We start from the raw sequence: 25505 nt of genomic DNA on the forward strand, positions 1-25505 counted from the left end.
GGTTCAGCTGCCTGCCTGGTTGGAACGGGCCCGTTTGAGGTCGGCCAGTACGGCGCGCACCGAGGCGGGCAGGGCGCGCAGCTCTTCCGGCACGGCCGCGCCTTCCGGCGCCGGCCCCGGCACGGCTTGTTTCAACGCCTGCAGCGAGGCAGACACCCGCTTGCCCAGCGCCGGGTAGCGCAGCAGGATGGGAATGATCGCGCGCCGCAGCGGCTCGTACGAGGTGATGCGCGACAGGACCCGGCGCGCCAGGCCCGGGCGGCGCAGCGAGCGCACGACGCGGCCCGCGCCGCGCAGCGGACGGGTGATCTTCCACGAGGTGCTGTTCTGCATCGCGACCAGGTGCTCCTCCAGGCCTTGCGCCCACAGGCTGGTCTGGTGGCTGGCCGCGTGCAGGGCAGTCAGCTCGGCGCGCAGCTGTTCGCCTTGTTCTTCCAGGTGCTGGGCGCGCTGCATCGCGTCGTGCATCTCGACCCGCGCCACCGCCGCGTGGGCTTCCGATTCGCGCAGCGCCTTGACCACCGACTTGTGCGCGTCCCACGCTTCGGCCAGGTGGTAGCTGACGTATTCGTCGAACACATTGGGCGGCACGCCGAACGCCGCTTCCAGCTCCGGGTGCTCCTCGGCCACGTAGTAGCGGTTCAGGCCATCGAACCAGGCAAAGCGGTAGCGCTGGCTGGTGACCATGTGCTCCCAGGTGTCGTGGTTGGTCACGCGGCTGTTGGGCAGCGTGGCCTCGATCACCAGGATCCACGGGCGCCAGCGCGCAAAGTCCATGCCGCGCAAGACCTCGCCCTCGAAGCCCTCGACATCGATCTTCAGGAAGTGGATTTCGCCTTGCACGTACTCTTCGCACACCGAGGCCAGGGTGCGCACCGGGACCTTGAGCTCGGCCACCTTGTGCCCTTGCGCCGCGTGGGCATCGGCCACCTCGCGCTCGGGCGAGGCCCAGCCGCGCACGGCCGGCACGTCGTACAGGGTCAGTTCGCCATCGGCGGCGCCGGCGGCAATGGCCAGGTTGACGTCGCGCGTACGCTGCGCCTGGAACGACTGGTGGTACGCCGGCAAAGGCTCGATCGAGATGCCGTGCCAGCCGCGGTCGTAGAAGGCCTTGGTGACGGAGTGCTCGACCGGGTCGTTGGCGCCTACGTCGATGTAGAAGCCGTCCTTGACGTGGCCCAGCGCGCGCCACAGCAGCACGTCCTCGCAGTTCTGGGCGTAGGTAATGAAAGTCATGTGCGTTCGATGTCGATGGCGGGATCGAGCCAGGCCGAGCCCTCGAAGTGCGCCCGGCGCATGTTCATCACGGTGAACACGAGCGCCAGGTCGCGCCATTCATAGTTGTTCACGAGGTGGGTTTCGGTGCTCACGATCGCGGTGGCCACCGAATAGGTGCCGGGGCCCAGGTTCATCGGGAACGCGAAGCGGTACACCACCTCCTCGCCGGCCGCCACGTCGGCAAGCGGCAGCTCTTTCAGGTGGGTGTTGGTGCCGTACATCGGCTGGCCGAGCCGGTCCTTGATCATGTAGCCCAGCACCATGCGCGGGATCGGGGCCTTGGCCTGCACCTTCACCTGCAGCGTCACGGGCGCGCCCACGTCCACCACCTCGACGCGCTGGCCATCCTCGTCCAGCAGCGCGATGTCCGAGACGGTCGCTTCGCCGGTGCCGGAGATGGTCTGCACCTTGCCGGCGCTCGTCTCCTGCAGGCGCACGGTGTCGTTCTCGCGCTCGGCGATCAGGGCGTTGTAGAAGTCCATGATCTCTTCCGGGTTGCCCTGTTTGGCCAGGCGTCCGCCGTCGAGCAGGATGGCGCGGTCGCATACCGACTGGATCGCCTGCTTGTCGTGCGAGACCAGCAGCAGCGTGGTGCCCTGTTCGCGGAACTTGCGGATGCGGTCAAAACTCTTGTGCTGGAAGTAGGCGTCGCCCACCGACAAGGCCTCGTCCACGATCAGGATGTCGGGCCGGCGCGCGGTGGCCACCGAGAACGCGACGCGCATCTGCATGCCGCTCGAGTACACGCGCACCGGCTGGTCCATGTACTCGCCGATCTCGGCGAAGGCCTCGATCTCGGGCATCAGCGCGTTGACCTCTTCCAGCGACAGGCCGAGCAGCTGGCCGGCCATGATCGCGTTCTGGCGCCCGGTGAAGTCGGGGTGAAAGCCCATGCCCAGCTCCAGCAGCGCGGCGACGCGTCCTTCCATCCACACGCTGCCGGTGGTCGGCTGCGTGGTGCCGGTGATGAGCTTGAGCAGGGTGCTCTTGCCGGCGCCGTTGATGCCGATGAGGCCCACGGCCTCGCCCGGCGCGACCTCGAAGCTGATGTCCTGCAGCACCCACTTGAGCTTGTGGTGCTGGCCGGCCCACGGCAGCATCCACTCGGCCAGCCGCGACCAGCGGTTGGCGTACTGCTTGTAGGCCTTGCCCAGGCCTTGTACGACGATCGCGCCCATCAGAGTTCGTCCACCATTTCGCCGGAGCGCTTGCGAAACAGGCGCAAGCCGAACACGCACAGCAGCACGGCCAGCACGGCGGCCGGCGCCAGCGTTGCCCAGTCCGGCGCGCGGCCCTCGACCAGGATCGCCTGGCACGCGCCGATCACCGCGACCATCGGGTTCCAGGCCAGCAGCGGCCGCACGTTCTCGGGCAGGATCGAGGCCGGGTACACGATCGGCGTGAGCCAGAACCAGAACTGCATCGCAATCGTCAGGAACTGGCCGACGTCGCGAAAGAACACATTGAGCACGCCCGCGACCATGCCAATGCCGGTGGCCAGCAGCACCAGCACCGCCAGCACGGGCAAGAGCGCGAACCAGACCAGGCCGGGAAAGTTGTGCGAGGCCAGCAGGAACAGCGTGAACAGGCCGAAGATGATGGCAAAGTTGGCCAGCGCATTGAACACCACGATCAGCGGCAGGCAGATGCGCGGGAAGCTGATCTTCTTGATCAGGTTGGCCTGCTCGATGAACACGTTCTGGCCGCGCGCGACGATCTCGGCGAACAGGCCCCAGGTGAGGACGCCGGCGCACAGGTAGATGCTGTAGCCGTATTGCGAGGCCACCCCGGGCAGCTTGCTGTGCATGACCTCGGCGAAGATGACGGTGTACACCACGATCATCGCCAGCGGCGACAGCAGCGACCACAGCGCGCCGAGGATGGCATTGCTGTAGCGGGCCTGGAATTCGCGCTTGACGCTGCCCACCACGAAGCCGCGGTACGACCACAGCGCGCGCAGCATGGGTGGCGCGATCATGGCTTGGGGCGCGCAAAGACCGCGCGGGCGTGCGAAAGGGACGTCGTCATGGAAGTGGCATTGCCGTGTGAACCCGGCATTATAGCCCACACGATTGCCTCAATTATTGAACGATTTGTAACGACTTGTCGGGGCTCAACCGGCGGTATGGTAGGGTGCGCAGCTCGTTCAGGTGAAGCGTGCGCTTGTTGGACGCGTGGGCAGGAGACCTGCCCACCCTACGTGGCCTGCACGAGCTTCTTGAGCGCATCCGGATCGCGGATGATCAGTCGGTGCGGTTCCTTCTGGACAATGCCCTGCTGCACCAACGCGAGCAGGGCGCGCGTGACCGTTTCGCGGCTGGTATTGACCATGTTCGCGATGTCCTGGTGAGTCGGCAGGTTTTCCACCACCGCCGGCGCGTTCGGGTCGTCGTCCTTCTTCTGCTGCATCACCAGGAAGGCGTAGATCCGCTTCGAGGTATTGTTAATGCTGAGCAATGCGCGGATTTCCGAGTCGCGCTGGATCTTTTGGGCCAGGTGCTTGAGCATCTGGTTCGCCACCGACGGGAAGTGCGACATCAGGTGCATTGCGGCCGGGGCAGGCAGGAAGCCGACCAGCACGTCCGTCATCGCCACCACCGACGCCGAACGGGTCGAGTTGTTGATCAGCGCAATCTCGCCGAAGAAGTCGCCCGGCGCCAGCAGGCGCAGGCCGATCGCGCGGCCATCCTCGGTCACGTCGATCACCTGGGCCTGGCCGCCCAGCAGGAACATCAGGCCGTCGCCGTGGCCGCCTTTCTGCAGCACGATGTCGCGCTTGTTGTACTGGCGGATCCGGATTTCCTGCTTGACGAAGGTGATCTCGTCGTCACTCAGTTCGGCCAACAGCGGAATCTTGCGCAGGTGAATGTGGATCTGGCGTTCTTCCGCCGGCGCGGCGGGCTGTTGGGTTTGGGTGGCGGTGGACGTCATTGATGTTTGTTCAAAAAAACCTGGTCAGCCAGCTCCCCGGCAAGATTTCCGACAGGGGTGATTGTAGCCGGTCAGGCTGAGTCCGCGTCAATCTCGGCCGCCGGATGCGGCTTTTTGGCAGCATCGCTCGGCGCCGCGTGCGGCCGGGGCAGGGCCGCTTCCCCCGCCAGGGGCGACTGCGCGCTTGGCGTGTTGGCAACAGCCGGGCGGGCGCGCCGTAGCCAGCGCCGCGCCGCGCGCAAGGCCGGCGCTTCCACCCAGTGCCAGCTCAGCACTGCGAGGGCCAGCGTCACGATCATCGCCAGCGCGGTCAGACGCAGCGCCCCGGTTGGCGGCAGCGCGGCACGCAGCATCAGCAGCACCGGCCAGTGGTAGATGTAGACGCCGTAGGAATAGTCGTGGCGCTGGATGTGGCCGATGTGGCGCACCCGCGCACTGCCGGCCCACAGCGCCAGCGCGCCGGCGGCCAGCGCAATGCCGAACCAGGTCAGCGGGCTTGGGGTGAGCGCGCCGAAGCGGGTCCAGTTCAGGGCCAGCAGGGCAAACGCGCAGGCCACCTGCAGCGGGCCCACGCGCAGCGAACCGGCCACGGTCTGCAGCAGCATGCCGGCCAGGAACATCGACCACAGCCGCACTTCCCACACGTAGCCGGCCGCCACGTCCGGGAACACGTTGGCGGCCAGCAGCAGGAACAGGGCGCAGGCGCGCATCCAGGTCGCCAGCGGCAGCGCCGCCGCCAGGCCGACCAAGGCCACCATCACGTACATCCGGCCCTCCCAGTACAGGGTCCACAGCGGGCCGTTCAGGTCCTGGCCGCCGAGCACGCCGGGGATGCGCAGCTCCTCGGGCGGGATGATGTAGCGAAGTTCGTGCAGCGCCGTGTTACCGAAGATGAAGCGCCAGGGGGCGGGGCCGAGCAGCGTCGCCAGCCCCTGGTCCGAGAAAAAGGCGCAGGCGGCGACAGTGGTCACGAGCAGGCACGCGAACAGCCCGGGAACGATGCGCGCCACGCGCCGCAGCGCGTAGCGGCCGGGGTGCGGGTCGCGCATCCAGCTTTGGGTGATGAAGATGCCGCTGACGAGGAAGAACACACCCACCGCCAGCGAGCCGAGGTCCGCGGCCGGCTGCAGCCACAGGGTTGCCGGGTCGCTCGCGGCGCGCAGGGTGTTGAGCTGGTAGCCGTGAAAGACCACGACCAGCAGCGCGCACACCAGCCGCACCAGGTTGAACCCGTTGCCGTGGTCTTCGATCGCGCTGCCGAGCGAGCGCACGCCGGTGCTTGCCATGTCAGGGTCCTTGCCACTGCCAGCTCAGTTGCAGCTGGCGTGCGTTGTACTGGAAGATCGAGATGTTCTCACGGTTGCGCACGGCACGGCCTTCGAGCTGGATCGACTGGTGCTTGTCCAGCGTATAGACCAGGGTGGCGCGCGCTACGTCGGTGCGTTGCGCGCGCACCTCTTCGATCAGTCCGGGCGAATAGGCCGAGGCACTGTCCCAGGCTTGGCGCGTGAGCGATAGCTCGCCGGCCAGGTTGGCGCCGAGACGGTGCCGCACCAGCGCGTTGCCGAACCAGCCGCGCCGGTCGCCGCCGGGACGCTGCGCCAGCGCGCGGTCCTCCAGCCGCCCCAGTGCGAGGCTGGCGTAGGTGTCCGGACGGCGCCAGGTGAGCTGCCCGCGCGTCTCCCACACGTTCGCGTTGAAATTGGTGAGGGTGAGGAAGCCGTTGTAGGTGGCCCCGAACAGCACCGAGAATTGCATCGAGGCCGGCAGCGGCAGCGGCGGCGTGATCCGGGCCTGCAGCTGCGCCTGGCGCTGGTACAGGCTCCCGCCCAGCTTGACCAGTCCGCCCGACATCGTGCCGCGCACGGTCCAGTGTCCCAGCCGCCATGGCGTATCGACGCCGCCGAACAGGGCGCCGCTGTCGTACTGGTGCAGCCGGTCGTTGCGGCGCACTGCGTACTGCACGAAGCCGGTCCCGCCATTGCGCGTGATGTCGTGCGAGAAGTCGCCCGACATCAGCGTGTACTGGTCGTGCATCGGCCTGAAGTCGGCCGACAGCTCCTGCGTGTACGGGCCGGCCGGTCCATCGATCACGTAGGTCGGGCTCAAGGCGCCTTGGTTCACGTTCTGGTCGATGCCGCGGCCGATGCTCAGCGACCAGGCGCTGCCCGCGTGCCAGCGGTTGCAGCCTTGCTCGCGCGCTTCGGCGATCACGCGCAGGATCTCGTCCCAGCCCGGGGTCGGCCTGGCCGGCGCAAAGCGGGTCTCGATGGTGGCGAACAGGCGCTCGGCTTCATTGGAATAGCCCAGCGCGCACTGGGTCAGCGCCAGCTCCAGCCAGGCGCCCGCGTGCAGCGGCTCTTTCTCGACCAGGCGGCGCAGCTCCAGCGAGGCGTCGCTGCGGCGGCCCTCGGCGATCGACTGCAGCGCGTCCTGGTACAGGTCCTGCTGCAGCGTGGACGCCTGCGCGTCCGCCTGCGATTGGGCGCACGCCGCGCCGGGCCCGGCCGCGACGAGCAGTGCAAGCAGCACGCGCCAGGAGAAGGCAGAGCGCTTCATGCCCTGGCCTCCGCGGCCCGGAACAGCGGCATCGGATGGACCTGGCCGGTGTCCAGCGTGTAAAGCGTGGTCGACTTGCCCTTGCCGCGCAAATGGCGCTCGCCCAGCAGGATGAAACGGTGGCGGCGCGCGCGCTCGACCGTGCCGGCGCCAATGATCACGTCGTGCGGATAGTCGCGCGCAGCCTGCTCCAGGCGTGAGGCGGTGTTCACGCTGTCGCCCACGGCGGTGTAGATGCTGCGGAACGAGGTGCCGAAGTCGCCCGCCATCGCCGGGCCGGACTCGATGCCGATGCGCACCCGCAGGCGCGGCAGGCCGGCCTTCTCGCGCTCGCGCGACAGGCGCTCGACGCGCTGCAGGATTTCCAGCGCCGCATCCAGCGCGAGGTCGGCGTGATGCTCGAGCGGCAGCGGCGCGCCCCAGAACGCGACCAGGCCGTCGCCGGTGTACTTGTCCAGCGTGCCCTGCATCGCGATCACCGGGCCGGTCAGGCAGTCGAGGAAGGCGCGCGTCAGCTCGGCCGCCTCTTCCATCGACAGCGATTCGACCTGGCTGGTGTAGCCCTGCATGTCGGCGATCAGCGTGGTCACGTCGAGCAGGCGCGGGGCCAGCGGGTCTTCCATGTCGCTGCGCAGCAGTTCGGCCACCACGCCCGGTGCCACGTACTGGCGCAAGGTGTCGAGCAGGCGGCGCGACTTGTGCTGCGTGAGCTGCCACTGGTACGGCACCGCGACGGCCAGCAGGAACAGGTTGGTGGCCAGCGGCGACGTGGTCGAGAAACCGGGGTCGTGCGGCGCGGCCACGAACGCAACCAGCAGCCACGCCGCGGACAGCGCCGCCAGCAGGCTCACGCTGGCGGCGGCCGGCAAGCGCGGGAATGCGAAGGTGGCAACCAGCACCGCGGCCAGCGCGAACGCGCAAGCGAGCAGCCGCCCTGGCCACGGCGTGGGCGCGCGGCCCTGCTGTCGGTCGAGCAGGGTGGAGAGGATCGCGGCCTGCACGCCGAGCCCGGGCCGGCTCGCCGCGAACGGCGTGGCGACGCGGTCGGTCATGCCCAGCGAGGACGAGCCGACCACCACCAGGCGAGCGCTGGCGCTGGCCGGCGCGATCGATTGCGACAGGATGTCGGCCGCGCTCACCAGGGTGTACGCGTTCCAGTCGCGCTGGTAGTCCACGCGCAGCAGCGGGTCGCGCGGCAACGGCGGGGCGGGGCGGCCGCTGCAGCAGTCCACCAGGGCCAGCGCCAGCGCCGGGTACTGGCGGCCGTCGAAGCTGGTCACCAGCGGCACGCGGCGCAGCACGCCGTCCGGGTCGGGGATGAAGCCGATGTTGCCGATGTGGCTGGCCTGGGCCAGTCCCGCGTGGTTGGCGATGTAGCCGGTGGCCGGCACGGCCGGGCCAGTGGCGCCTTGCAGCGCGCCGCCGAGCACGCCGCCGCGCAGCTGCTGCGGGCGGATGTGGCCGAAGTCGTAATCGAAGGCCTGGGCCAGCACCAGCGGGCCGTGGCGGGCGAGGGCGGCCAGGCGCGCATCGCCCAGCGCGTCGCCGGGGTCCGGCAGCACGATGTCCAGCGCAACGCCGCGCGCCTCATAACGGCTGAGCAGGGTTTCGACCAGGTCGGCGATGCGCGAGTGCGGCCAGGGCCACGGACCGAGCCTGGCCAGGCTGTCCTCGTCGATGTCCACCACCAGGACCCGGGGCTCGGGGGCCACGCTCGAACGCGCGCGAACAAAGGCATCGCGCAGCAGTTCGTTGCCGAAAAGAGACGATCCAGCTGCCGGGCTCCATTGGGCAAACACCGTCAGCGCCAGCGCGGCGAGTGCAATCGCCGCCCGCGCGACTGGCGCCGGGACGCGGAAACGGTGCCGCGCAGCAGTAGATGTAAGAGTGTTTTCGACCACGCAGCCCAGAGGAAAGTGCTTCTGTTCCAGAAATTGAAACGCGCAGTATAGCGTCTCGTTACACTTGCCGCGCAACCTTCCGTGTTCAAATTCGGCGAAGCGAGCTCAGCTAGTTTGCACTAAAATGTGATGGCCGTCACGGAAGCTGCGATGGCTGCTGCGGATAATCGCGAGAAAAGGGGAATAAGAAATGTTGCGTCGATCAATCCTGGTTTGCAGTGTTGCGCTGGCCGCACAAGCCCATGCCGCCGAGGCGGGCAAGGTCATTTTTGCTGCCGGCGCGACCACCATTGCCGAGCGCGCGGCAGCCGAAGGCGCGCCGGTGCAGGAGGGCGACCTGCTCGCGACCGGGGCCGATGGCTACTTATATGTCAAGACGGCCGACAACGGCCTGTTCATCCTGCGCCCCAACACCCGTGCGCGCATCGTCACCTATCATATTGACACCAAAGACCCCGCCAACACCCGGGTCAAGCTCGAGCTGATCAATGGCGTGGCGCGCAGCAAGTCGGGCGACGCGGTCAAGCTGGCGCGCCAGAACTTCCGTTTCAACACCCCGGTGGCCGCCATCGGCGTGCGCGGCACCGATTTCACCGTTTATACCGACCCGGAGACTTCACGCGTGGCCGTGCTGACCGGGCGCGTCATCGTCAGCGGTTTCGGCGGCGCCTGCAGCCCGGATGGCGCCGGCCCGTGCGAAGGCGCGGCCAGCCGTGAGCTGTCGGCCGCCCAGCGTGGGCAACTGTTGCAAGTCAAGCGCGGGCAGCTGGCGCCCCAACTGCTTGCCGGCAGCGCCGGTGCCCCGGACCAGCTGGCTCCGCCGCGCACCGACGAACCGCTGGCCAAGGCCGGCGCGCCGGGCGACACGGCAATCGACGTGCGCAAGGCCGACTCGATCGACAAGATGGTGGCGCAGCAACCAAGCACCCCGGTCGTGACGCCGCCGCCGGTGGTCGACTCCGGTCCGCCGGCCGGGCCGCAGCGCGAGATCCAGTGGGGCCGCTGGTCGACCGTGGCCGGCGTGGCGCCGACAGCGCCATTCACCGGCCCGGAAGGCGCCGAGCGCCTGGTCAATTCGAACTTCGTGATCTTCCGCACTGCCGGGCCAGAATACGTGCTGCCCGAGCGCGGCAGCGTCGCCTTCAACCTGAAGGGGAGCGAGGCATACATATTTAATAGTAATCCGGCCGTTGCCGCGTTGCCGGCACAGGTACAGAACGGCCTGTTCAGCGTGGACTTCGGCAAGGCCGCCTTCACCACCAGCTTCGACCTGGTCGCGGGCAGCGAAACGTTCAAGATGATCGCCGAGGGCGCCGTCTCGTCGGCCGGACGGTTTGCCAACAATCAGTACCTGCAGTACCAAAATAACAACATGCAAGTCGACGGTGTACTCAGCAATGCAAACGGCGGCAGCGCGGCCTACCTGTTTGAGCGCCGGCTCGACGATACGCGCAAAGCCAGTGGCGTCACCTACTGGGCCCACTGAGCGCTGCAGGTCCCGGCCATCCCGCCGCTGGCGGGATTTTTTTTCACCTGGTTTCAAACAAGAAACGGGATTGATGCGATGCAGCCACAGGCTTTTTGTATCAAATTGTAGGTGAAATGTTGCCGTATAGCAGGCTAATGCTTGGCAAATCACGAATATTTACTGTCGGAAATTCGCAAAAAATTGCGTCGTATGGGCATTGTTCAGCATCTTTTGCTCCCAGCGGCCGCCCTCAGGCAACATGATCTTGCGCTGGTGTAGCTGTTCCTTGATAATTAACAGCCAACATTGGAAATGAACAAATACAACTTAAAGACAAAATTTATTTGTGTTTGTGATCGTCGTCACATTATTTGAACGCCACGGTCTGTCATGATTCGCACCGTTGGATTGCAGGAGCTTGAGCAACTGCAAGTTAACTTTGATCGATCTTTTACTTGGAGCAAAAATGGGTATTTATACCGACGCAATCCAGAAACTGTACGTTGCTTACTTCAACCGTCCGGCTGACTACGCTGGCCTGGCCAACTGGGAAAGCGTGCTGACCGCCAACAAGGGCGACATCTCGGTTGTTTCGAAGGCATTCGCCGGTTCGGACGAATACAAGAAGGCCTACGCCGGCATGGACGCATACCACGTCGTCGCCCAGGTGTACCTGAACCTGTTCAACAACCCGAACCCGGACCTGCCGGGCCTGACCTTCTGGGCAAGCAAGCTGCAAGCTGGCGTGCTGAGCATCGACACCATCGTCAAGAACATCGCTGACGGCGCCCAAGGCACCGACCTGGCTGCTTACAACGCGAAAGTGTCGGCTGCTACCGCCTTCACCGCACAGCTGGACACCGCTCAAGAGATCCTGGGCTACAGCGGCGACGTCGCCAACGGTCTGGCCAAGACCTGGATGTCGACCATCAAGGACGACGCCACCCTGAAGGCCGCTATCGCTGACGCAGCCCTGGCTGCCACCGTCAACAGCGTGACCAACCCGCCGGTCCCGGGCCAAACCTTCAACCTGACCCAAGGTCTGGACACCGTCAACGGTACCGCTGGCGATGACGTCATCAACGCGTTCGCATTCAACAACATCACTGGCGCTGCTGCCACCACGCTGAACTCGGTTGACACCACCAACGGTGGCAACGGCAACGACACCCTGAACATCGAAGTTACCGCTGCAAACAACAACAACCTGACCGGCATCACCACCACCAGCGTTGAGACCATCAGCTTCAACGAAAGCCAGGCTGTCCTGGGCGCGACCCTGAACGCTTCGGCCTTCGCCGGCGCCAAGACCATCAACCAGATCGGCGCGTCGGTTGACGTGTCCAAGCTGGCTGCTGGCACCACCGCTAGCTTCCAGTCGCAAGCTCTGACCGCTGCTGCCAACCGCACCGTGGCCGCTGCTGCCAGCGCCTCCAGCGCCAGCGTCAACCTGGGCACCGCCGTGACCGGCGACGCCGCCAACAACGCTGTCCTGAACGTGAACGGCGCTTCGCTGTCGAGCGTGACCGTGTCGGGCGTGCTGACTAAGGCCGATTCGACCCTGACCAACAACAAGCTGACCCTGAACCTGACCTCGGGCACCGACGCCGCTGGCAACTCGGTCGCTTCGGTTGCTGTCAACACCGCAGTCACCACCACCCTGGCACTGACCGAGCAAGGCACCGGCCACGTTGCTACCGTTGACGCTTCGGGCAGCACCGGCGGCGTGACCTACGCTGGTTCGCAGTACAACTCGACCATCAAGGGCGGCGCAGGCAAGGACACCCTGACCCTGGCAACCAAGTTCTCGGCTACCGTGACCTCGGCTTCGATCGATGGCGGCGCAGGCAACGACAAGATCTACATCGCTGTTGACAGCTCGGCTGCTTCGGGCACCTTCACCGCCAACGGCGGCGACGGCAACGACGTCATCAACGCTGCCCAGATCAACCTGGCTGCTGGCAACAAGATCGACGGCGGCGCTGGTACCGACACCCTGAAACTGTCGATGCCGGCTAGCTACGCTTTCGCAGCTGGCGACTACGTCCTGCTGTCGAGCGTGGTGTCGAACGTTGAAACCCTGGAAATGGCGACTTCGGTCACCGGCCTGAGCGGCGCCAAGGTTGCACAGTTCACCAACCTGACCTTCGACGCTGACGCATCGGGCGTGACCAGCGCATCGCAAGCGATCCTGGCCCACGGCAACCTGACCGCCGCTGGCGTGGGTTACCTGAGCGCTGCCGCAACCGGCGACGTCGCTAACTACGCTGGCGACCTGAAGGTCACCGCCGACACCACCGGCAAGACCATCAGCGTCCTGGCTGACACCGCAACCGTCAACGTCGACACCACCGGCAAATATGCTGGTGTTGCTGACACCATCAAGGGCGACCTGCAGACCGGCCTGACCGTCAACGTGGTCAACAGCACCGACGGCGGCTCGCCGGTTGGCGCCGACTACCTGGCTGCGGCTACCATCGCTGTCGATGGCGCCAACGCCGTGGACGGCCTGTCGGCACTGAAGTCGATCACCCTGAAGGGCGACGGCACGGTCACCCTGAGCTCGACCGGCGCAGCCAAGCTGGCCACCATCGACGCATCGGCACTGGGCGGCACGCTCAAGGCCACCGGCGTGGCAGGCAACATCACCGGCGGCCTGAACTTCACCGGCAACTCGGCTGTCGCTGAGAGCATCACCCTGGGCTCGGGCCACGACGTGCTGACCATCGCTTCGACCTACTCGAAGATGGACACCATCACCGGCTTCGACGCGAACCTGGAAACCACCGACGCAACCTCGACCAACGACGTGCTGACCTTCGGCGGCGTCACCATGGGTGACACCGTGCTTGGCCACGCAACCCTGGCCAAGGTCGCCCTGACCGCGGCTGAGTCGACCCTGGACCTGGCGTTCATCAAGGCTGCTGCTGCTTCGCACGCTGCTGCTGACGCTGTCGTCTTCTTCCAGTTCGGTGGCAACACCTACCTGTTCAAAGATGCCAACAGCAACGGCATCCTGGACAACAGCGACCTGGCAGTGAAACTGGTTGGTACCTACGACCTGACCAAGGACTTCAGCGCCCACGCTACCCCGGCTGTGTAATTCAATAGCCTTCGATGGAACGGCGACCCGTCGCCGTTCCCTTGAATCCAAAGGCCGGGCGAAAGCCCGGCCTTTTTCCTTCCGCTGCCTTCCCCCGGCGGCAACACGCCAAAAACCCACGTTCTGGCGCCCCGTTTCAAAAAAATGTGACGTGCATCACATTTTTGAACAATTATGAGCGATAATGTCTCGCTCGCTTAATCCCGTCCAGCTCGCTTGCCATGGTGGCTCGCGCCGGGACTGCAGCCGTTGCCAACCCGCTTCGAGCCAATATGAAAAAACTTTTGACGAAGAAAAATGAGATCGAGCAGGCGCTGCTCGCCTTCAAGAGCACGTTCTGGACGGTGGGCGTGTTCAGCGCCATCATCAACCTGCTGATGCTGGTACCGTCGCTGTACATGCTGCAGATCTACGATCGCGTGCTGCAAAGCCGCAACGAGATCACGCTGCTGATGCTTAGCCTGATCATGCTGGGCGCGTACGCCCTGATGTCCGGGCTCGAGCTGATCCGCTCGTTCGTGCTGGTGCGGGTGGGCGCGCGCTTCGACATGACGCTCAACAAGCGCGTGTACACGGCCGCGTTCGAGCAAAACCTGAAGCTGGCGGGCGGCAACGCCGGCCAGTCGCTGCAGGACCTGACCAACCTGCGCCAGTTCCTGACCGGTAACGCGCTGTTCGCGTTCTTCGACGCGCCCTGGTTCCCGGTCTACCTGATCGTCATTTTCCTGTTCGAGCCCTGGCTTGGCTTGTTCGCGCTGTGCGGCACCTTGCTGCTGGTGGCGCTGGCCATCGTCAACGAACGGGTGACACGCCAGCCGCTGGCCGAGGCCAATACGATGCTGATCGCGTCCTCGGCGATGGCCACCAACAACCTGCGGAACGCCGAAGTCATCGAATCGATGGGCATGCTGCCCAACCTGATCGGCCGCTGGTTCAAGATGCACGGCCAGTTCCTCAAGCTGCAAGCCGATGCCAGCGAGATCGCCGGCAAGATCAACGCCGCCACCAAGTTCGTGCAGACCTCGTTCCAGTCGCTGGTACTCGGCTTCGGCGCGCTGCTGGTGCTCGATAACAAGATCACGGCCGGCATGATGATCGCCGCCTCGATCCTGGTCGGCCGTGCGCTCGCGCCCGTGCAGCAAGTGATCGCCGTGTGGAAATCGTGGAGCAGCACCCGCAGCGCCTACGAGCGCCTGACCAAGTTGCTCGAACTGAACCCGCCGCGCGAAGCCGGCATGCCGCTGCCCAAGCCGCAAGGCGCGCTGTCGGTCGAAGGCATCACCGCCGCGCCGCCGGGCGCGAAGAACGCCGTCGTCAAGGGGCTGTCGTTCGCGATCAGCCCGGGTGACGTGCTGGGCGTGATCGGGCCGAGCGGCTCGGGCAAGTCGACCCTGGCGCGTCTGCTGGTGGGCGTGTGGCCGGCGGCGATCGGCAAGGTGCGCCTGGACGGGGCCGACATCTATGCCTGGAACAAGGACGAGCTGGGCCCGAACATCGGCTACCTGCCGCAGGATATTGAACTGTTCGCCGGCACCGTGAGCGAAAACATTGCCCGCTTTGGCGAGGTGGACCCGGAGAAGGTGGTGCTGGCGGCCAAGCGTGCCGGCGTGCACGAGCTGATCCTGCATATGCCCGAGGGTTACGACACCCGGCTGGGCGACGGTGGCGCCGGCCTGTCTGGCGGCCAGAAGCAGCGCCTGGGCCTGGCCCGCGCGATGTACGGCGACCCGGCCCTGATCGTGCTGGACGAGCCCAATTCGAACCTGGACGACGCCGGCGAGCAGTCGCTGGTGCAGGCGGTGCTCGAGCTGCGCCGGCGCGGCAAGACCATTGTGCTGATCACGCACCGCACCAGCGCGATCGGCGCCACCAACAAGCTGCTCTTGATGCGCGACGGCATGGGCCAGATGTTCGGCCCCACCCAGGACGTGCTCAATGCGCTGAACGAACAGAACAAGAAAGCGATGCTCGCGGCCCAGCAGGCCCAGGCGGCGCAACAGGCTGCCCAGCAGCCGCCGCAGCCGCCGCAGGCGCCGGGCGGCGCGCCCGCAGGCAATGCACCGGCTAACGCGGCCGCCGAGGCCACGACTGGAGAAGGCAAATAATGAGACTCATCGAAAGCAAAACCAAGGCGTCCGAGGTCGTGTCGCATGACGTGACGCCGCTCGAGGTGAACACCGACGCGGGCAAGTACGCCCGCCTGGGCTGGCTGATCGTGCTGCTGGGCGTGGGCGGTTTCCTGCTGTGGGCACTGCTGGCGCCGTTGGACAAGGGCGTGCCGCTGTCGGGCACCGTGGCCAAGGAATCGAACCGCAAGACCGTGCAGCACCAGACCGGCGGCACGATCCAGGAAATCCTCGTCAAGGACGGCGACGTCGTCAAGGCCGGGCAGGTGCTGGTGCGCATGAACGCCATCAACGCCCGGGCGCAATACGACGTCACCGACGTGCAGTACATGACCGCGCTTGCCACCGAGGCGCGCCTGACCGCCGAGCGCAACGGCGCCTCGAAGATCGCCTTCCCGGACGAGCTGCAAAAGCGCCGCGCCGAGCCGCGCGTGGCCGACGTGCTGAGCCTGCAGGAGCAGCTGCTGGCGTCGCGCCAGGGCGCGCTGCACAACGAGCTGGGCGGCCTGGATGAGAGCATTGCCGGCCTGAAGATCCAGGTCCAGGGCCTGGAAGAGTCGCGCAAGAGCAAGAAGGAGCAGATGGAGCTGCTGAAGGAGCAGCTCACCGGCATGCGCGACCTGGCCAAGGACGGCTACGTGGCGCGCAACCGCCTGCTCGACCTGGAGCGAACCTACGCCCAGCTGTCCGGGGCGCTCTCGGAAGACATCGGCAACATCGGGCGCGCCCAGCGCCAGGTGATGGAGCTGACCCTGCGCAAGTCGCAGCGCATGCAGGACTACCAGAAGGAAGTGCGCACCACGCTGTCGGACGTGCAGCGCGAATCGGAGGCGCTGGCCGCCAAGCGCGAGGCGCAGAAGTTCGAGCTGGCCAACGTCGAGGTCAAGGCGCCGGTCGACGGTACCGTGGTCAACCTGGCCGTGTTCACCCAGGGCGGCGTGGTCGGCGCCGGCGCGCGGCTGATGGAAATCGTGCCGAGCGACGATCCGCTGATCGTCGAGGGCACCCTGCCGGTCAACCTGGTCGACAAGGTGCATCCGGGCCTGAAGACCGAGATGATGTTCGTTGCCTTTAACTCGAACCGCACCCCTCACGTCGAGGGCGAGGTCGAGCAGGTCGCGGCCGACCGCACGGTCGACGAGAAATCCGGCCAGGCGTTCTACAAGGTGCGCGTGCGCGTGACGCCGCACGGCGCCAAGCTGATCGCCGAGCACCACCTGAACATCATCCCGGGCATGCCGGTGGAGCTGTTCGTCAAGACCGGCGAGCGCACCATGATGAACTACCTGCTCAAGCCGGTGTTCGATCGTGCCAAATCGTCGATGAGCGAGGATTGAGCGTGGCTTACCTGACCAAGACACTGTGCGGCGCCCTGCGTCGGGGCGCCTGCGCGGCCGTGGTCGCGGCGCTGTATGGCGGCAGCGCCGGCGCGGTCACGCTGCAGCAGGCCTACCAGGCTGCGCTCAAGAACGACCCGACGTTCCGGATGAATTTCTACGAAAACGAGGCGGGCAAGGAGAATGCCGTGCTCGGCCGCGCCGGCCTGCTGCCGAGCGTGTCGGCCCAGTTCTCGAACAGCCGCAATGTCGCCGACATCGAAAACATTGCGGCCAACCCGGCGTACAATTCGACCTCCCATCCGCGCTACATCAGCCGCTCGTCGGTCGTCCAGCTGCGCCAGTCGCTGCTCAACCTGGATGCAGTGGCGCGCTATCGCCAGGGCAAGGTGCAGGCGGCGCAAAGCGAACAGCAGTACGACGCCAACGTCAACGAGGTCGCAACCCGTGTGGTCAGCGCCTACTGCGACGCCCTGTTTGCCGAGGACCAGCTGGCCCTGGCGCGGGTGCAGCGCGACATGTACCTGGAACAGCAGAAGGTCAACCAGCGCCTGTTCGAAAAGGGCGAGGGCACCAAGACCGACATGCTGGAAACGAAGGCGAGGCTCGACCTGGCCGAAGCGATGCTGGTCGAGTCGCAAGACAATGTCGTGGCAATGCGCAACACGCTGGAAGGCGTCATCGGCATGGACCCGGGCGAGCTCGACAAGCTGTCCGACGGTTTCCGCGTGACCGACCTGGACATCGGCCCGTTCGAAAAATGGCAGAAGCTCGCGCTCGAGCGTAACCACGAGCTGGCGGCGGGACGCCTGGCGGTGGAGAATACGCGGCTGGAAATCAGCAGGAACAAGGCCGGCCATTACCCGCGCGTGGATTTCGTGGCCAGCTACAGCAAGGGCGATTCCGAATCGCTGAACACGTACACCCAGAACACGGTGAACCGGTCGGTCGGCGTGCAGGTCAGCATTCCGATCTACGCCGGCGGGGCGGTCAATGCGCAGACGCGCCAGGCTGCGGCCAACTACGAGCGGACCAAGGCCGACCTGGACGCGCGCACGAACAAGCTGATGGTCGAGCTGCGCAAGGCGCACAGTGTGGTGCAAAGCAGCGCCCACAAGATCGATGCGCTGATCAAGGCGGTCGAGTCGGGCAAGGAGCTGATGAAGGCCACCGAGCAGAGCATCAAGGGCGGGGTGCGCATCAACCTTGACCTGCTCAACGCCCAGCAGCAGTTGTTCACCAGCCAGCGCGACCTGGCCCAGGCCCGCTACACCTACCTGCTGGGCATGCTGCGGCTGCGCGCGATCGCCGGCACCATTGGCGACACCGATATCCGCGAAATCGCCGCTTACTTCCGCCCGTAAGCCAGCCCTGTCCCGTTCCGTGCCCCGCTCGCCATCCGGCGGCGGGGCATTTTTCCATTCGACGCCCAAGCGTCCCGAAGCGCCATCAGTTGTTGCCGTGACACAACGGCTCGTGGCCGTCATGCCGGGGCGTGCCTCCTGGGTTTAACGGTGTTCCGCTCCAATTTGACGAAGTTTCTGTTCGGAAACTTAAATTCACCTTTGTTAACAATATTTTCTTGATGCTGTTCATATAATTGTTCTAAATCTTGAAACCCGGACAACATGAACGTTCGGTACTGAACAACATAAAGGAAAAAAATGGCAGCGCAATTCGATTCCGTAGTTACTTCCTTCTATCTGGCGTACTACGGGCGTCCCGCCGATCCGGCCGGGTTGGCATTCTGGTCCCAGGCCCTGGCCAGCGCTGGTGGCGACTTCAGCGCGATCATCGACGCGTTCGCCAATTCGCCGGAGGCGCAGGCACGCTTTGGCAACTCGGCTGTGAACGAGCGTGTCAACCAGATTTACACCGGATTGTTCGATCGCGCGCCGGAGGCCGCTGGCCTTGCGTACTGGAGCGATGCGATCAGCGGCGGCAAGACTTCGCTGGCCGCTGCGGCCATCGCCATCATGCAAGGGGCGCAGGGGGCGGACCTGGACCTGAACACGGCGCGCCAGAACGCGGCCAATGCCTTTACCGCCGAGGTGGCGCAGCACGGCACCGGCTACAGCGGCGCCGCCGCGGTCGAGGCGGGGCGCCTGCTGGTGCAAGCGGTCGGGACGGCCACCTCGGCGGAACAGGTGCAGTCGATGGTGAGCGCGGCAACCCAACTGGCGCAAGTGGCCAGCCAGACGCCGCAAGTGATCCAGGCCCTGGCCGGCAGCGGCTCGCTGGTGGCACTGCTCGACACCGCACGCGGCGGCGCCGACCCGGTGGGCCTGCTGCAAACGCTGGCCGGTTCGGCGCAAGTTGCCGCCGGCAACCCGGCCACGCTCGATTCGCTGTTGCGCGGCGGCGGCATGGAGAAGGTGCTGCAGGTGATGCCGGCCAATGCCACCCTGCACGACGTGGTGGTCGCGCTCGACAAGGGCGGCCTGCCAGCCGCGGTCGAGGTGGTGTACCCGAGCCAAACCGCCGCCCCGCTGCCCGCGCCGACCTTCTTCGTGTCGGTGGACGGCGGACACTTGACCGTCTCCGGCACCGCCCATGACGCCGTACTGGTCAACCTGACCGACAACACCATCACCCGCGCCGGCAACCCGGTTGCCCTTGCAGGCTCGCCTGACCTGACCGACGTGCTTGCGGGCGGTTACGCCGGCAACGTCACGATCGCCGGCACCGCCGCCGAAGTGGGCCCGGCCGTCGCCGGGCTCGACGGCGTGGACGCCTGGCAGATCATCGACAGCAAGAGCGCCATCTTCACCGGCGAGCCAGGCGCGCGCACTTTTGCCTCGCCGGCCATCGCCGACCTGGTCAACAACGCCAGCGCGCTCAAGCTCACCGGCACCCTGTCGGCCGAGGAGCGCGCCCTGCTCGATGGCCTGTCGAAGTTCGACATGGCCACGCTCGACGCGGTGATCGACAGCGTCGCGCCGGCCGCCGGCGTGCTCGCGTTCGACGGACTGGCCATCACCGGCACCGGGCTGTCGCAGGGCGTCACCAACGACGACACCTTCGCGCTGCAGCTCACCGGCTCCGAGGATGGCGCGACCGTGGCCTACCAGGTGTCGCACGACGGCCAGGCATGGAGCGCGGCGACCACCACCACCGGCCTCGACTCGGGCACCTGGTACTTCCGTGCGCGCGTGACCGACGCGGCCGGCAACATCAGCACCAGCAACGTGATCCAGGCGGTGATCGACAAGACGGCGCCGCTGGTCACCGCCATCGCCTACGGCGTCAACGATGGCCAGCTCGCCATCGGCGAGCCGATCTCCTTGAGCGTTACCTTCAGCAAGGTGGTGGACGTCAACGGGACCCCGGCCATTACGCTGAACAATGGCGGTACGGCCACGTATGCCAGCGGCGCCGGCAGCCACACGCTGGTGTTCACCTACACGCCGCACGCGGGCGAGAGCATTGCCGACCTGGCCACTGCGCTCACCAATGCCTTCTCCGGCCAGGTGGCCGACCAGGTGGGCAACCCGGTGCTTGCGACCGGCTTTGACAACGTGAATCCGGCCGGCACCGTGCAGGTCGATGGCATCGTGCCGACCACGGCCATCACGATCGCGCAGATCGGTGAGGACCGCGGCGACAGCCCGGATGTGCGCGCCGACTTCGTCACCAACCAGCAAACCACCACCGTGCACGCCACGCTCGCCAGCGCGCTGGCAACGGGCGAATATGTGCAGTACTCGGTCGACGGCACCAACTGGTCGAACGCCAGCGTCAACGGCACCAGCGTGTCGATTGGCGACGTGGCCACAGCCGGCAACCCGACGGTGTCGCTGCGGCTGGTCGATGCCGCGGGCAATGCGGGCACGCCGGTCAGCCAGCAGATCGTGTACGACGGCCAGGCGCCGGCCACCGCCGTCACCTTTGACGCGATCAGCGAAGATGGCGGCGACTCGCCGGACACGCAGCACGACTTCGTGACTAACCAGGCGCTGGCCACCGTCACCGCGACCCTGTCGGCGGCGCTGGCCGATGGCGAGTACGTCCAGTTTTCGCTGGACGGCCAGACCTGGCTGACCGCCACCGCGCAGAACCCGCAGAACCTGCTGCCTGGCCCGGCAGGCCAGGTGAGCGGGACCACGTTGACCATCTCGGGCATCGCCATGGCCACCACCCAGGCGGTGGCGGTGCGCGTGGTCGATGCGGCCGGTAACGCAGGCGAAACGGCCCGTCACGAACTGGTTTATGACAACCAGGCCCCGCAATCGGCCGTGACGGCCTGGACTATCAGCCAGGACAGCGGCGACAGCCCGGACACCAGCGACGACTTTGTCACCAACCAGGCCAGCGTCACGGTCACCGCGACCTTGTCGTCGGCGCCGGCCGCGGGCGACTACGTGCAATACTCGCTCGATGGCAGCAACTGGACGACCGCCGGCGCCACCCCGGACGCAAGCGTCAACGGCGCCGTGGTCACCATCGCCAACATCAACGCGGCGCAAGCGCCCACCGTGTCGGTGCGCCTGGTGGACGCGGCCGGCAACGCCGGCGACACGTCCAGCCGCACCATCGTGTACGACAGCACCGCGCCGGCCGCCTCGCTCTCGATTGTCTCGGTCACCCAGGATACCGGCGACAGCCCGGACACCCAGGCCGACTTCGTCACCAACCAGGGCAGCGCGACCGTGCGCATGACCCTGTCGTCGCCGGCAAGCGCCGGCGATACCTTGCAGTACTCGCTGGATAACGGCGCGCACTGGCTGAGCGAACACGCGAGCGTGGACGGCACCGCGGCAGCGATCACCGGCCTGGACGTGACCGGCAGTCCGCTGCTCCAGGTGCGCCTGGTGGATGCGGCCGGCAACGCGGGCAACGCGTCCAGCCAGCAGATCAGCTACGACGGCAGCGCGCCGGGCGTGGGCACGATCGCCTACAGCCAGGTCACCCAGGGCGCGAACGACACCCAGCTCGACACCGTGACCAATGTGCGCATGGCCAACGTCGACTTCATCTACGACGGTAATGACCTGGCCGCCGGCGAGACCTTCCAGTACAGCCTCGACGGCAGCAGCTGGAGCAGCGCGAACATCGACGTGTACACCAGCACCAACACGGTGCGCGTGCGCGGCATCGACCTGGCGGCCGGCCAGCCGAACGGGCTGAACAAGGAAACCGTGGTGTCGCTGCGCGCGGTCGATGCGGCGGGCAATGCCACCGGCGCGGTGTCCACCACCGTCGTGTACGACAGCCAGGCCAGCGCGCCGCTGGTCACCCTGCAGTCCGACACGGCCGGCCCGAACGGCACGGCCAATGACGGCATCACCGCTACTGGCGCTTACAACGTGGCCGGTATCGAGGCTGGTGCGAAGGTCGAGTACAGCACCGATGGCGTCACCTGGACCACGGCCGCGCCGTCCCTGGCCGAGGGCGCGAACAGCTTCCAGGTGCGCCAGACCGACAAGGCAGGCAACGTCAGTGCCGGCAGCCAGCTGAGCTTCCAGCTCGACCGCGTGGCGCCGGACGCGCCGCAGGTGCAGCTGGCCAGCGACACTGGCGCCAGCGGCAGCGACGGCATTACCAGCTCCGGCCGCGTCCTGCTCAGCAATCTGGAAGGCAACGGCACGGCATGGCAGTACAGCCTGGATGGCACCAACTGGACCACCGGCCAGAACGGCGCGACCCAGCTCGACCTGACCGGCAGCGGCGACGGTATCAAGGACCTGCTGGTGCGCCAGGTGGACCTGGCCGGCAATGTCGGCGCCAGCACCGCGCTGCATTTCTCGCTCGACACTGTCGCGCCCAACGGCAGTGCCCTGTCCTTCAGTGCGGTGGAACAGGCCACGACTGACGCCAACGTGACCAGCCTGACCAGCGCCCGCGTGTACTTCAGGTACGCCGGCACCCTGGACAGCGACGCGATCGTGCAGTGGCGCTTGGCGGACGGCGGCTGGCACAATGTAGACAGCGGGTCGATCGACACCAGTACCAAAACCATCATCGCCGGCCCGATCGACCTGAGCAACGCCGATCCGGTGGTCCAGCTGCGCACGATCGACACCGCCGGCAATGCCGGCCCGACGCTCAGCCAGCTGATCGATGGCCCGTTCAGCTTCGTGATGTCGGCAGCCGAGAGCTATTCCGGCATCAGGGTGACCAGCAACACCGCCGGCCAGATCTTCCTGGTCGACGCTGCCACCTCGGCCGAGACCCGTGTCTATTCGACCACCGGTGGCGACGCTGTCAACGGCACCGTCGTCGTCGGCAAGCAAACCACCGCCGCCAGCGGCGTGGTCAAGGTAGTGACCGCCGGTGGCGCCACGGGCACCGACACGACCAAGATATTCGGCGTCGGTACCGACAATGCCGAGAGCCTGGCCGGACAATATGTGTGGGGCTTTGGCGGCAATGACACCTTGAGCGGAACCAGCGGCGCCGACTACCTGGTGGGCGGCGACGGCAACGACGTGCTGACCGGCGGCGACGGCGACGACAGCCTGGCCGGGGAGGGCGGCGCTGACGTGCTGACCGGCGGCGCGGGCGCCGACAAGTTCGTATTCAAGGCCTTGTCCGACTCGGTCGAGGCGGTCAATGGTGGCGCCGGCTACGACACGATCACCGATTTCACCGCCGGCACCGACAAGGTTGACTTGTCCGCCTCCGGTTTCGTGGCACACCCGAATTACGGTTACACCATCAGCTCGACCCTGCACGCCTCGCTGGCGTCGCTGATTACCGAGGCCAACACCTTCCTGCCGACCTACACCACCTACGGCAGTGTGTTCATCGGCCAGGTCGGCAAGGACGTCTATGTGCTGGGCGAAAACCACACGCTGAACATGCACAAGTACGATTCGGGACTGGACCTGATCATCAAGCTGCAGGATGTGGCGTCGAAGGGCTTGTCGCTGTCGGATTTCCTGGGCTTGTCCGGCACGATCAAGATGGTCGGCAACAACACCGTGGTGGAAGGTACGGCGGGCGATGACAGCCTGAGCGGCGGCTACGTGCGCGGTTTGGGCGGCAACGATGTCATCACTGGCACCTCCGGGGCCGATTTCCTGTTCGGCGGCGACGGCAACGACACGGTCACGGGCGGCGTTGGGGTGGACCAGATTGCACTGGGAGCAGGGACGAACACGGTGGTGGTCAGCACCACGATCGCCGGCGGTGCTTACAACTGGTCGTCCGATTCCGGCTGGAGCGCATCGTTGTCCGGGGCCGGCGCCGGGGGCGGTGACGACCACGGCGACGACACCATCGACGGCTTCCAGTTTGGCATCGACACGCTCAAGGTCGTCGCCATCAATGTGCCGACCTTCAATCACAACACCAACGTGTACATCGGGACCGGCTCAGCGAGCGCGTGGGCGGGTCAGGTCGGGGCTTTCGCGACCAACGTTGGCCTGATCGACCTGAATTCGGACGGTGGTTTTGGAGAATTCGCGGTGAATTTCTCCAATCCATCGGCTGCGCTGACGCAGGCGAACTTCAAGGCTTCGCTGCAGTACGACATCACCGGCTCCACCGGCAACGACACCATCACCACCGGCGCCAAGGACGACGTGATCCGCGGCGGTGCCGGTGCGGATACGCTCGACGGCGGAGCCGGCAACGACACGTACGTGTACACCGCAGCCAGCGATTCGTACGTCGTCAACGATGCGCTGCCGGCCCATGGTTTTGACGTGGTGCAGTTCAACGTGGGCGACATCTTCGATCTGGCGGTGAACGTCGACTGGATCACTTCCATGGGCATTGGCGCCACCGCGAATGCGACTGGCAGCGCATTGCTCAGCCAGCTCAACCAGTTCTTCGGCTCCGCCCAGGCTGGCCGTGCAGGCGGCGTTGACGCGGTACTGATGTCGTTCAGCGATGGTCAGGAGTTCCTGGTCGTCGATATGAACGGCGACGACGCGATCACGAGTGCCGACCTCGTGGTGCGCGTCGTGGGCGTCGGCAACAATGCCCACGTCGAGGGCGGCAATGTAGTCATGGGCTGATCAGCCTGCGGCGAAGACCACGTTCCGGAAGCGGAACGTGGTCTTTTTTATTTGAATTTAACATTTAAGCCGCGCATGATTCCTGTTGTCATGCTTTAGCTATCGAGATTCTTTGCGGAAAGTGGTCCCGCACCGCAGAGTCCGCTGCGCCTCCGATTTTGCAATTAGGGTAGGATTTTCTCACCTCTAATTGAACCGGAGATATCGTCATGGCAGACAACATCAATGCAGTAGAGAAGCTGTATGTGGCCTACTTCAGCCGTCCGGCCGACCCGGCGGGGCTGGCGTTCTGGACCGGCCAGCTGCAGACCAACCCGAACGCCTTGCAGGAAATGTCGGCACAGTTCTCGACCTCGGCCGAGTACAAGGCAGCGTACGCGGGCATGACCAACGCCCAGATCGTGAGCACCGTGTACCTGCACCTGTTCGGCCGGCCGGCGGAGCAGGCCGGGGTGGACTGGTGGGCGCAAAAGCTGGACGCGCACACCATTACGATCGACAACGTGGTGACCCAGATCGCGGCCGGCGCCCAGACCACCGACCTGTTCGCCTACAACGCCAAGGTTGCGGTGGCGACCACCTTCACCGCGCGCCTGGACACGGACGTGGAAAAGCAGGCGTACTCGGGCGACGCGGCCAACAAGCTGGCGATCGATTTCATTGCCACGGTCAAGGATTTGCAGTCGGCCGCGAATGCGAGCGACCCGGGTACCATCGACTCGGTGATCAGCAACATCGTGCATGCCGCAGGCCTGGGGATGGACGGCGCGCATCTGGTTGGCGTGTCCGACATGCCGCCGCCGGTTTTCTGAACGGTTGTAGCGAGGTAGGGTGGGCA

General features: G+C 66.0%; 14 protein-coding genes. 7 read left to right on the forward strand and 7 right to left on the reverse strand.

Going from position 1 to position 25505, the window contains the following annotated elements; translation table 11 throughout:
- Positions 1–3 precede the first annotated feature (3 nt).
- The 7 genes from NX774_RS18610 to NX774_RS18640 form a co-directional block, all read right to left on the reverse strand.
- The gene (locus tag NX774_RS18610) at positions 4–1236 is read right to left on the reverse strand and encodes an FkbM family methyltransferase (RefSeq protein ID WP_258823752.1); all 1233 of its coding nucleotides are present in this window, start codon (positions 1234–1236) and stop codon (positions 4–6) included.
- Positions 1233–2456, reverse strand: coding sequence for an ABC transporter ATP-binding protein (locus NX774_RS18615; RefSeq protein ID WP_258823753.1), 1224 nt, complete (start codon positions 2454–2456; stop codon positions 1233–1235). The genes NX774_RS18610 and NX774_RS18615 overlap by 4 nt, the downstream gene beginning before the upstream one ends.
- On the reverse strand, positions 2456–3256 hold the full coding sequence (locus tag NX774_RS18620) for an ABC transporter permease (protein ID WP_307731334.1): 801 nt from the start codon (positions 3254–3256) through the stop codon (positions 2456–2458). Before NX774_RS18620 ends, NX774_RS18615 begins: the two co-directional genes overlap by 1 nt.
- Before the next feature lie 218 nt (positions 3257–3474).
- Positions 3475–4209 (reverse strand): Crp/Fnr family transcriptional regulator, encoded by a 735-nt coding sequence (locus tag NX774_RS18625; protein ID WP_258823754.1) that lies wholly within the window; start codon positions 4207–4209, stop codon positions 3475–3477.
- Between the two features lie 71 nt (positions 4210–4280).
- A complete protein-coding gene (locus tag NX774_RS18630; RefSeq protein WP_258823755.1) occupies positions 4281–5495 on the reverse strand; it encodes an acyltransferase family protein in 1215 nt (404 codons plus the stop codon).
- Between the two features lies 1 nt (position 5496).
- Positions 5497–6768: an outer membrane protein assembly factor BamD gene (locus NX774_RS18635; RefSeq protein ID WP_258823756.1), complete on the reverse strand. Its 1272-nt coding sequence runs from the start codon at positions 6766–6768 to the stop codon at positions 5497–5499.
- Positions 6765–8567: a CHASE2 domain-containing protein gene (locus NX774_RS18640; protein ID WP_258823757.1), complete on the reverse strand. Its 1803-nt coding sequence runs from the start codon at positions 8565–8567 to the stop codon at positions 6765–6767. Before NX774_RS18640 ends, NX774_RS18635 begins: the two co-directional genes overlap by 4 nt.
- A gap of 292 nt (positions 8568–8859) precedes the next feature.
- Here NX774_RS18640 and NX774_RS18645 point away from each other — a divergent pair, with 292 nt between their 5' ends.
- The 7 genes from NX774_RS18645 (at position 8860) to NX774_RS18675 (ending at position 25479) form a co-directional block, all read left to right on the forward strand.
- Positions 8860–10155 (forward strand): FecR family protein, encoded by a 1296-nt coding sequence (locus tag NX774_RS18645; RefSeq protein ID WP_258823758.1) that lies wholly within the window; start codon positions 8860–8862, stop codon positions 10153–10155.
- A 448-nt stretch (positions 10156–10603) separates the two neighbouring features.
- Positions 10604–13240: a DUF4214 domain-containing protein gene (locus tag NX774_RS18650; RefSeq protein WP_258823759.1), complete on the forward strand. Its 2637-nt coding sequence runs from the start codon at positions 10604–10606 to the stop codon at positions 13238–13240.
- Positions 13241–13512: 272 nt separating this feature from the next.
- Entirely contained in the window at positions 13513–15345 is a 1833-nt protein-coding gene (locus tag NX774_RS18655) for a type I secretion system permease/ATPase (RefSeq protein WP_258823760.1), read from the forward strand.
- The gene (locus tag NX774_RS18660) at positions 15345–16703 is read left to right on the forward strand and encodes an HlyD family type I secretion periplasmic adaptor subunit (RefSeq protein WP_258823761.1); all 1359 of its coding nucleotides are present in this window, start codon (positions 15345–15347) and stop codon (positions 16701–16703) included. The genes NX774_RS18655 and NX774_RS18660 overlap by 1 nt, the downstream gene beginning before the upstream one ends.
- A 2-nt stretch (positions 16704–16705) precedes the next feature.
- A complete protein-coding gene (locus NX774_RS18665; protein ID WP_258823762.1) occupies positions 16706–18067 on the forward strand; it encodes a TolC family outer membrane protein in 1362 nt (453 codons plus the stop codon).
- A gap of 300 nt (positions 18068–18367) precedes the next feature.
- On the forward strand, positions 18368–24667 hold the full coding sequence (locus NX774_RS18670; RefSeq protein ID WP_258823763.1) for a DUF4214 domain-containing protein: 6300 nt from the start codon (positions 18368–18370) through the stop codon (positions 24665–24667).
- Between the two features lie 209 nt (positions 24668–24876).
- The gene (locus tag NX774_RS18675; RefSeq protein WP_258823764.1) at positions 24877–25479 is read left to right on the forward strand and encodes a DUF4214 domain-containing protein; all 603 of its coding nucleotides are present in this window, start codon (positions 24877–24879) and stop codon (positions 25477–25479) included.
- Positions 25480–25505 lie beyond the last annotated feature (26 nt).

It is taken from the genome of Massilia agilis (assembly GCF_024756255.1).
GTDB classification, from domain to species: Bacteria; Pseudomonadota; Gammaproteobacteria; order Burkholderiales; family Burkholderiaceae_D; genus Telluria; species Telluria agilis.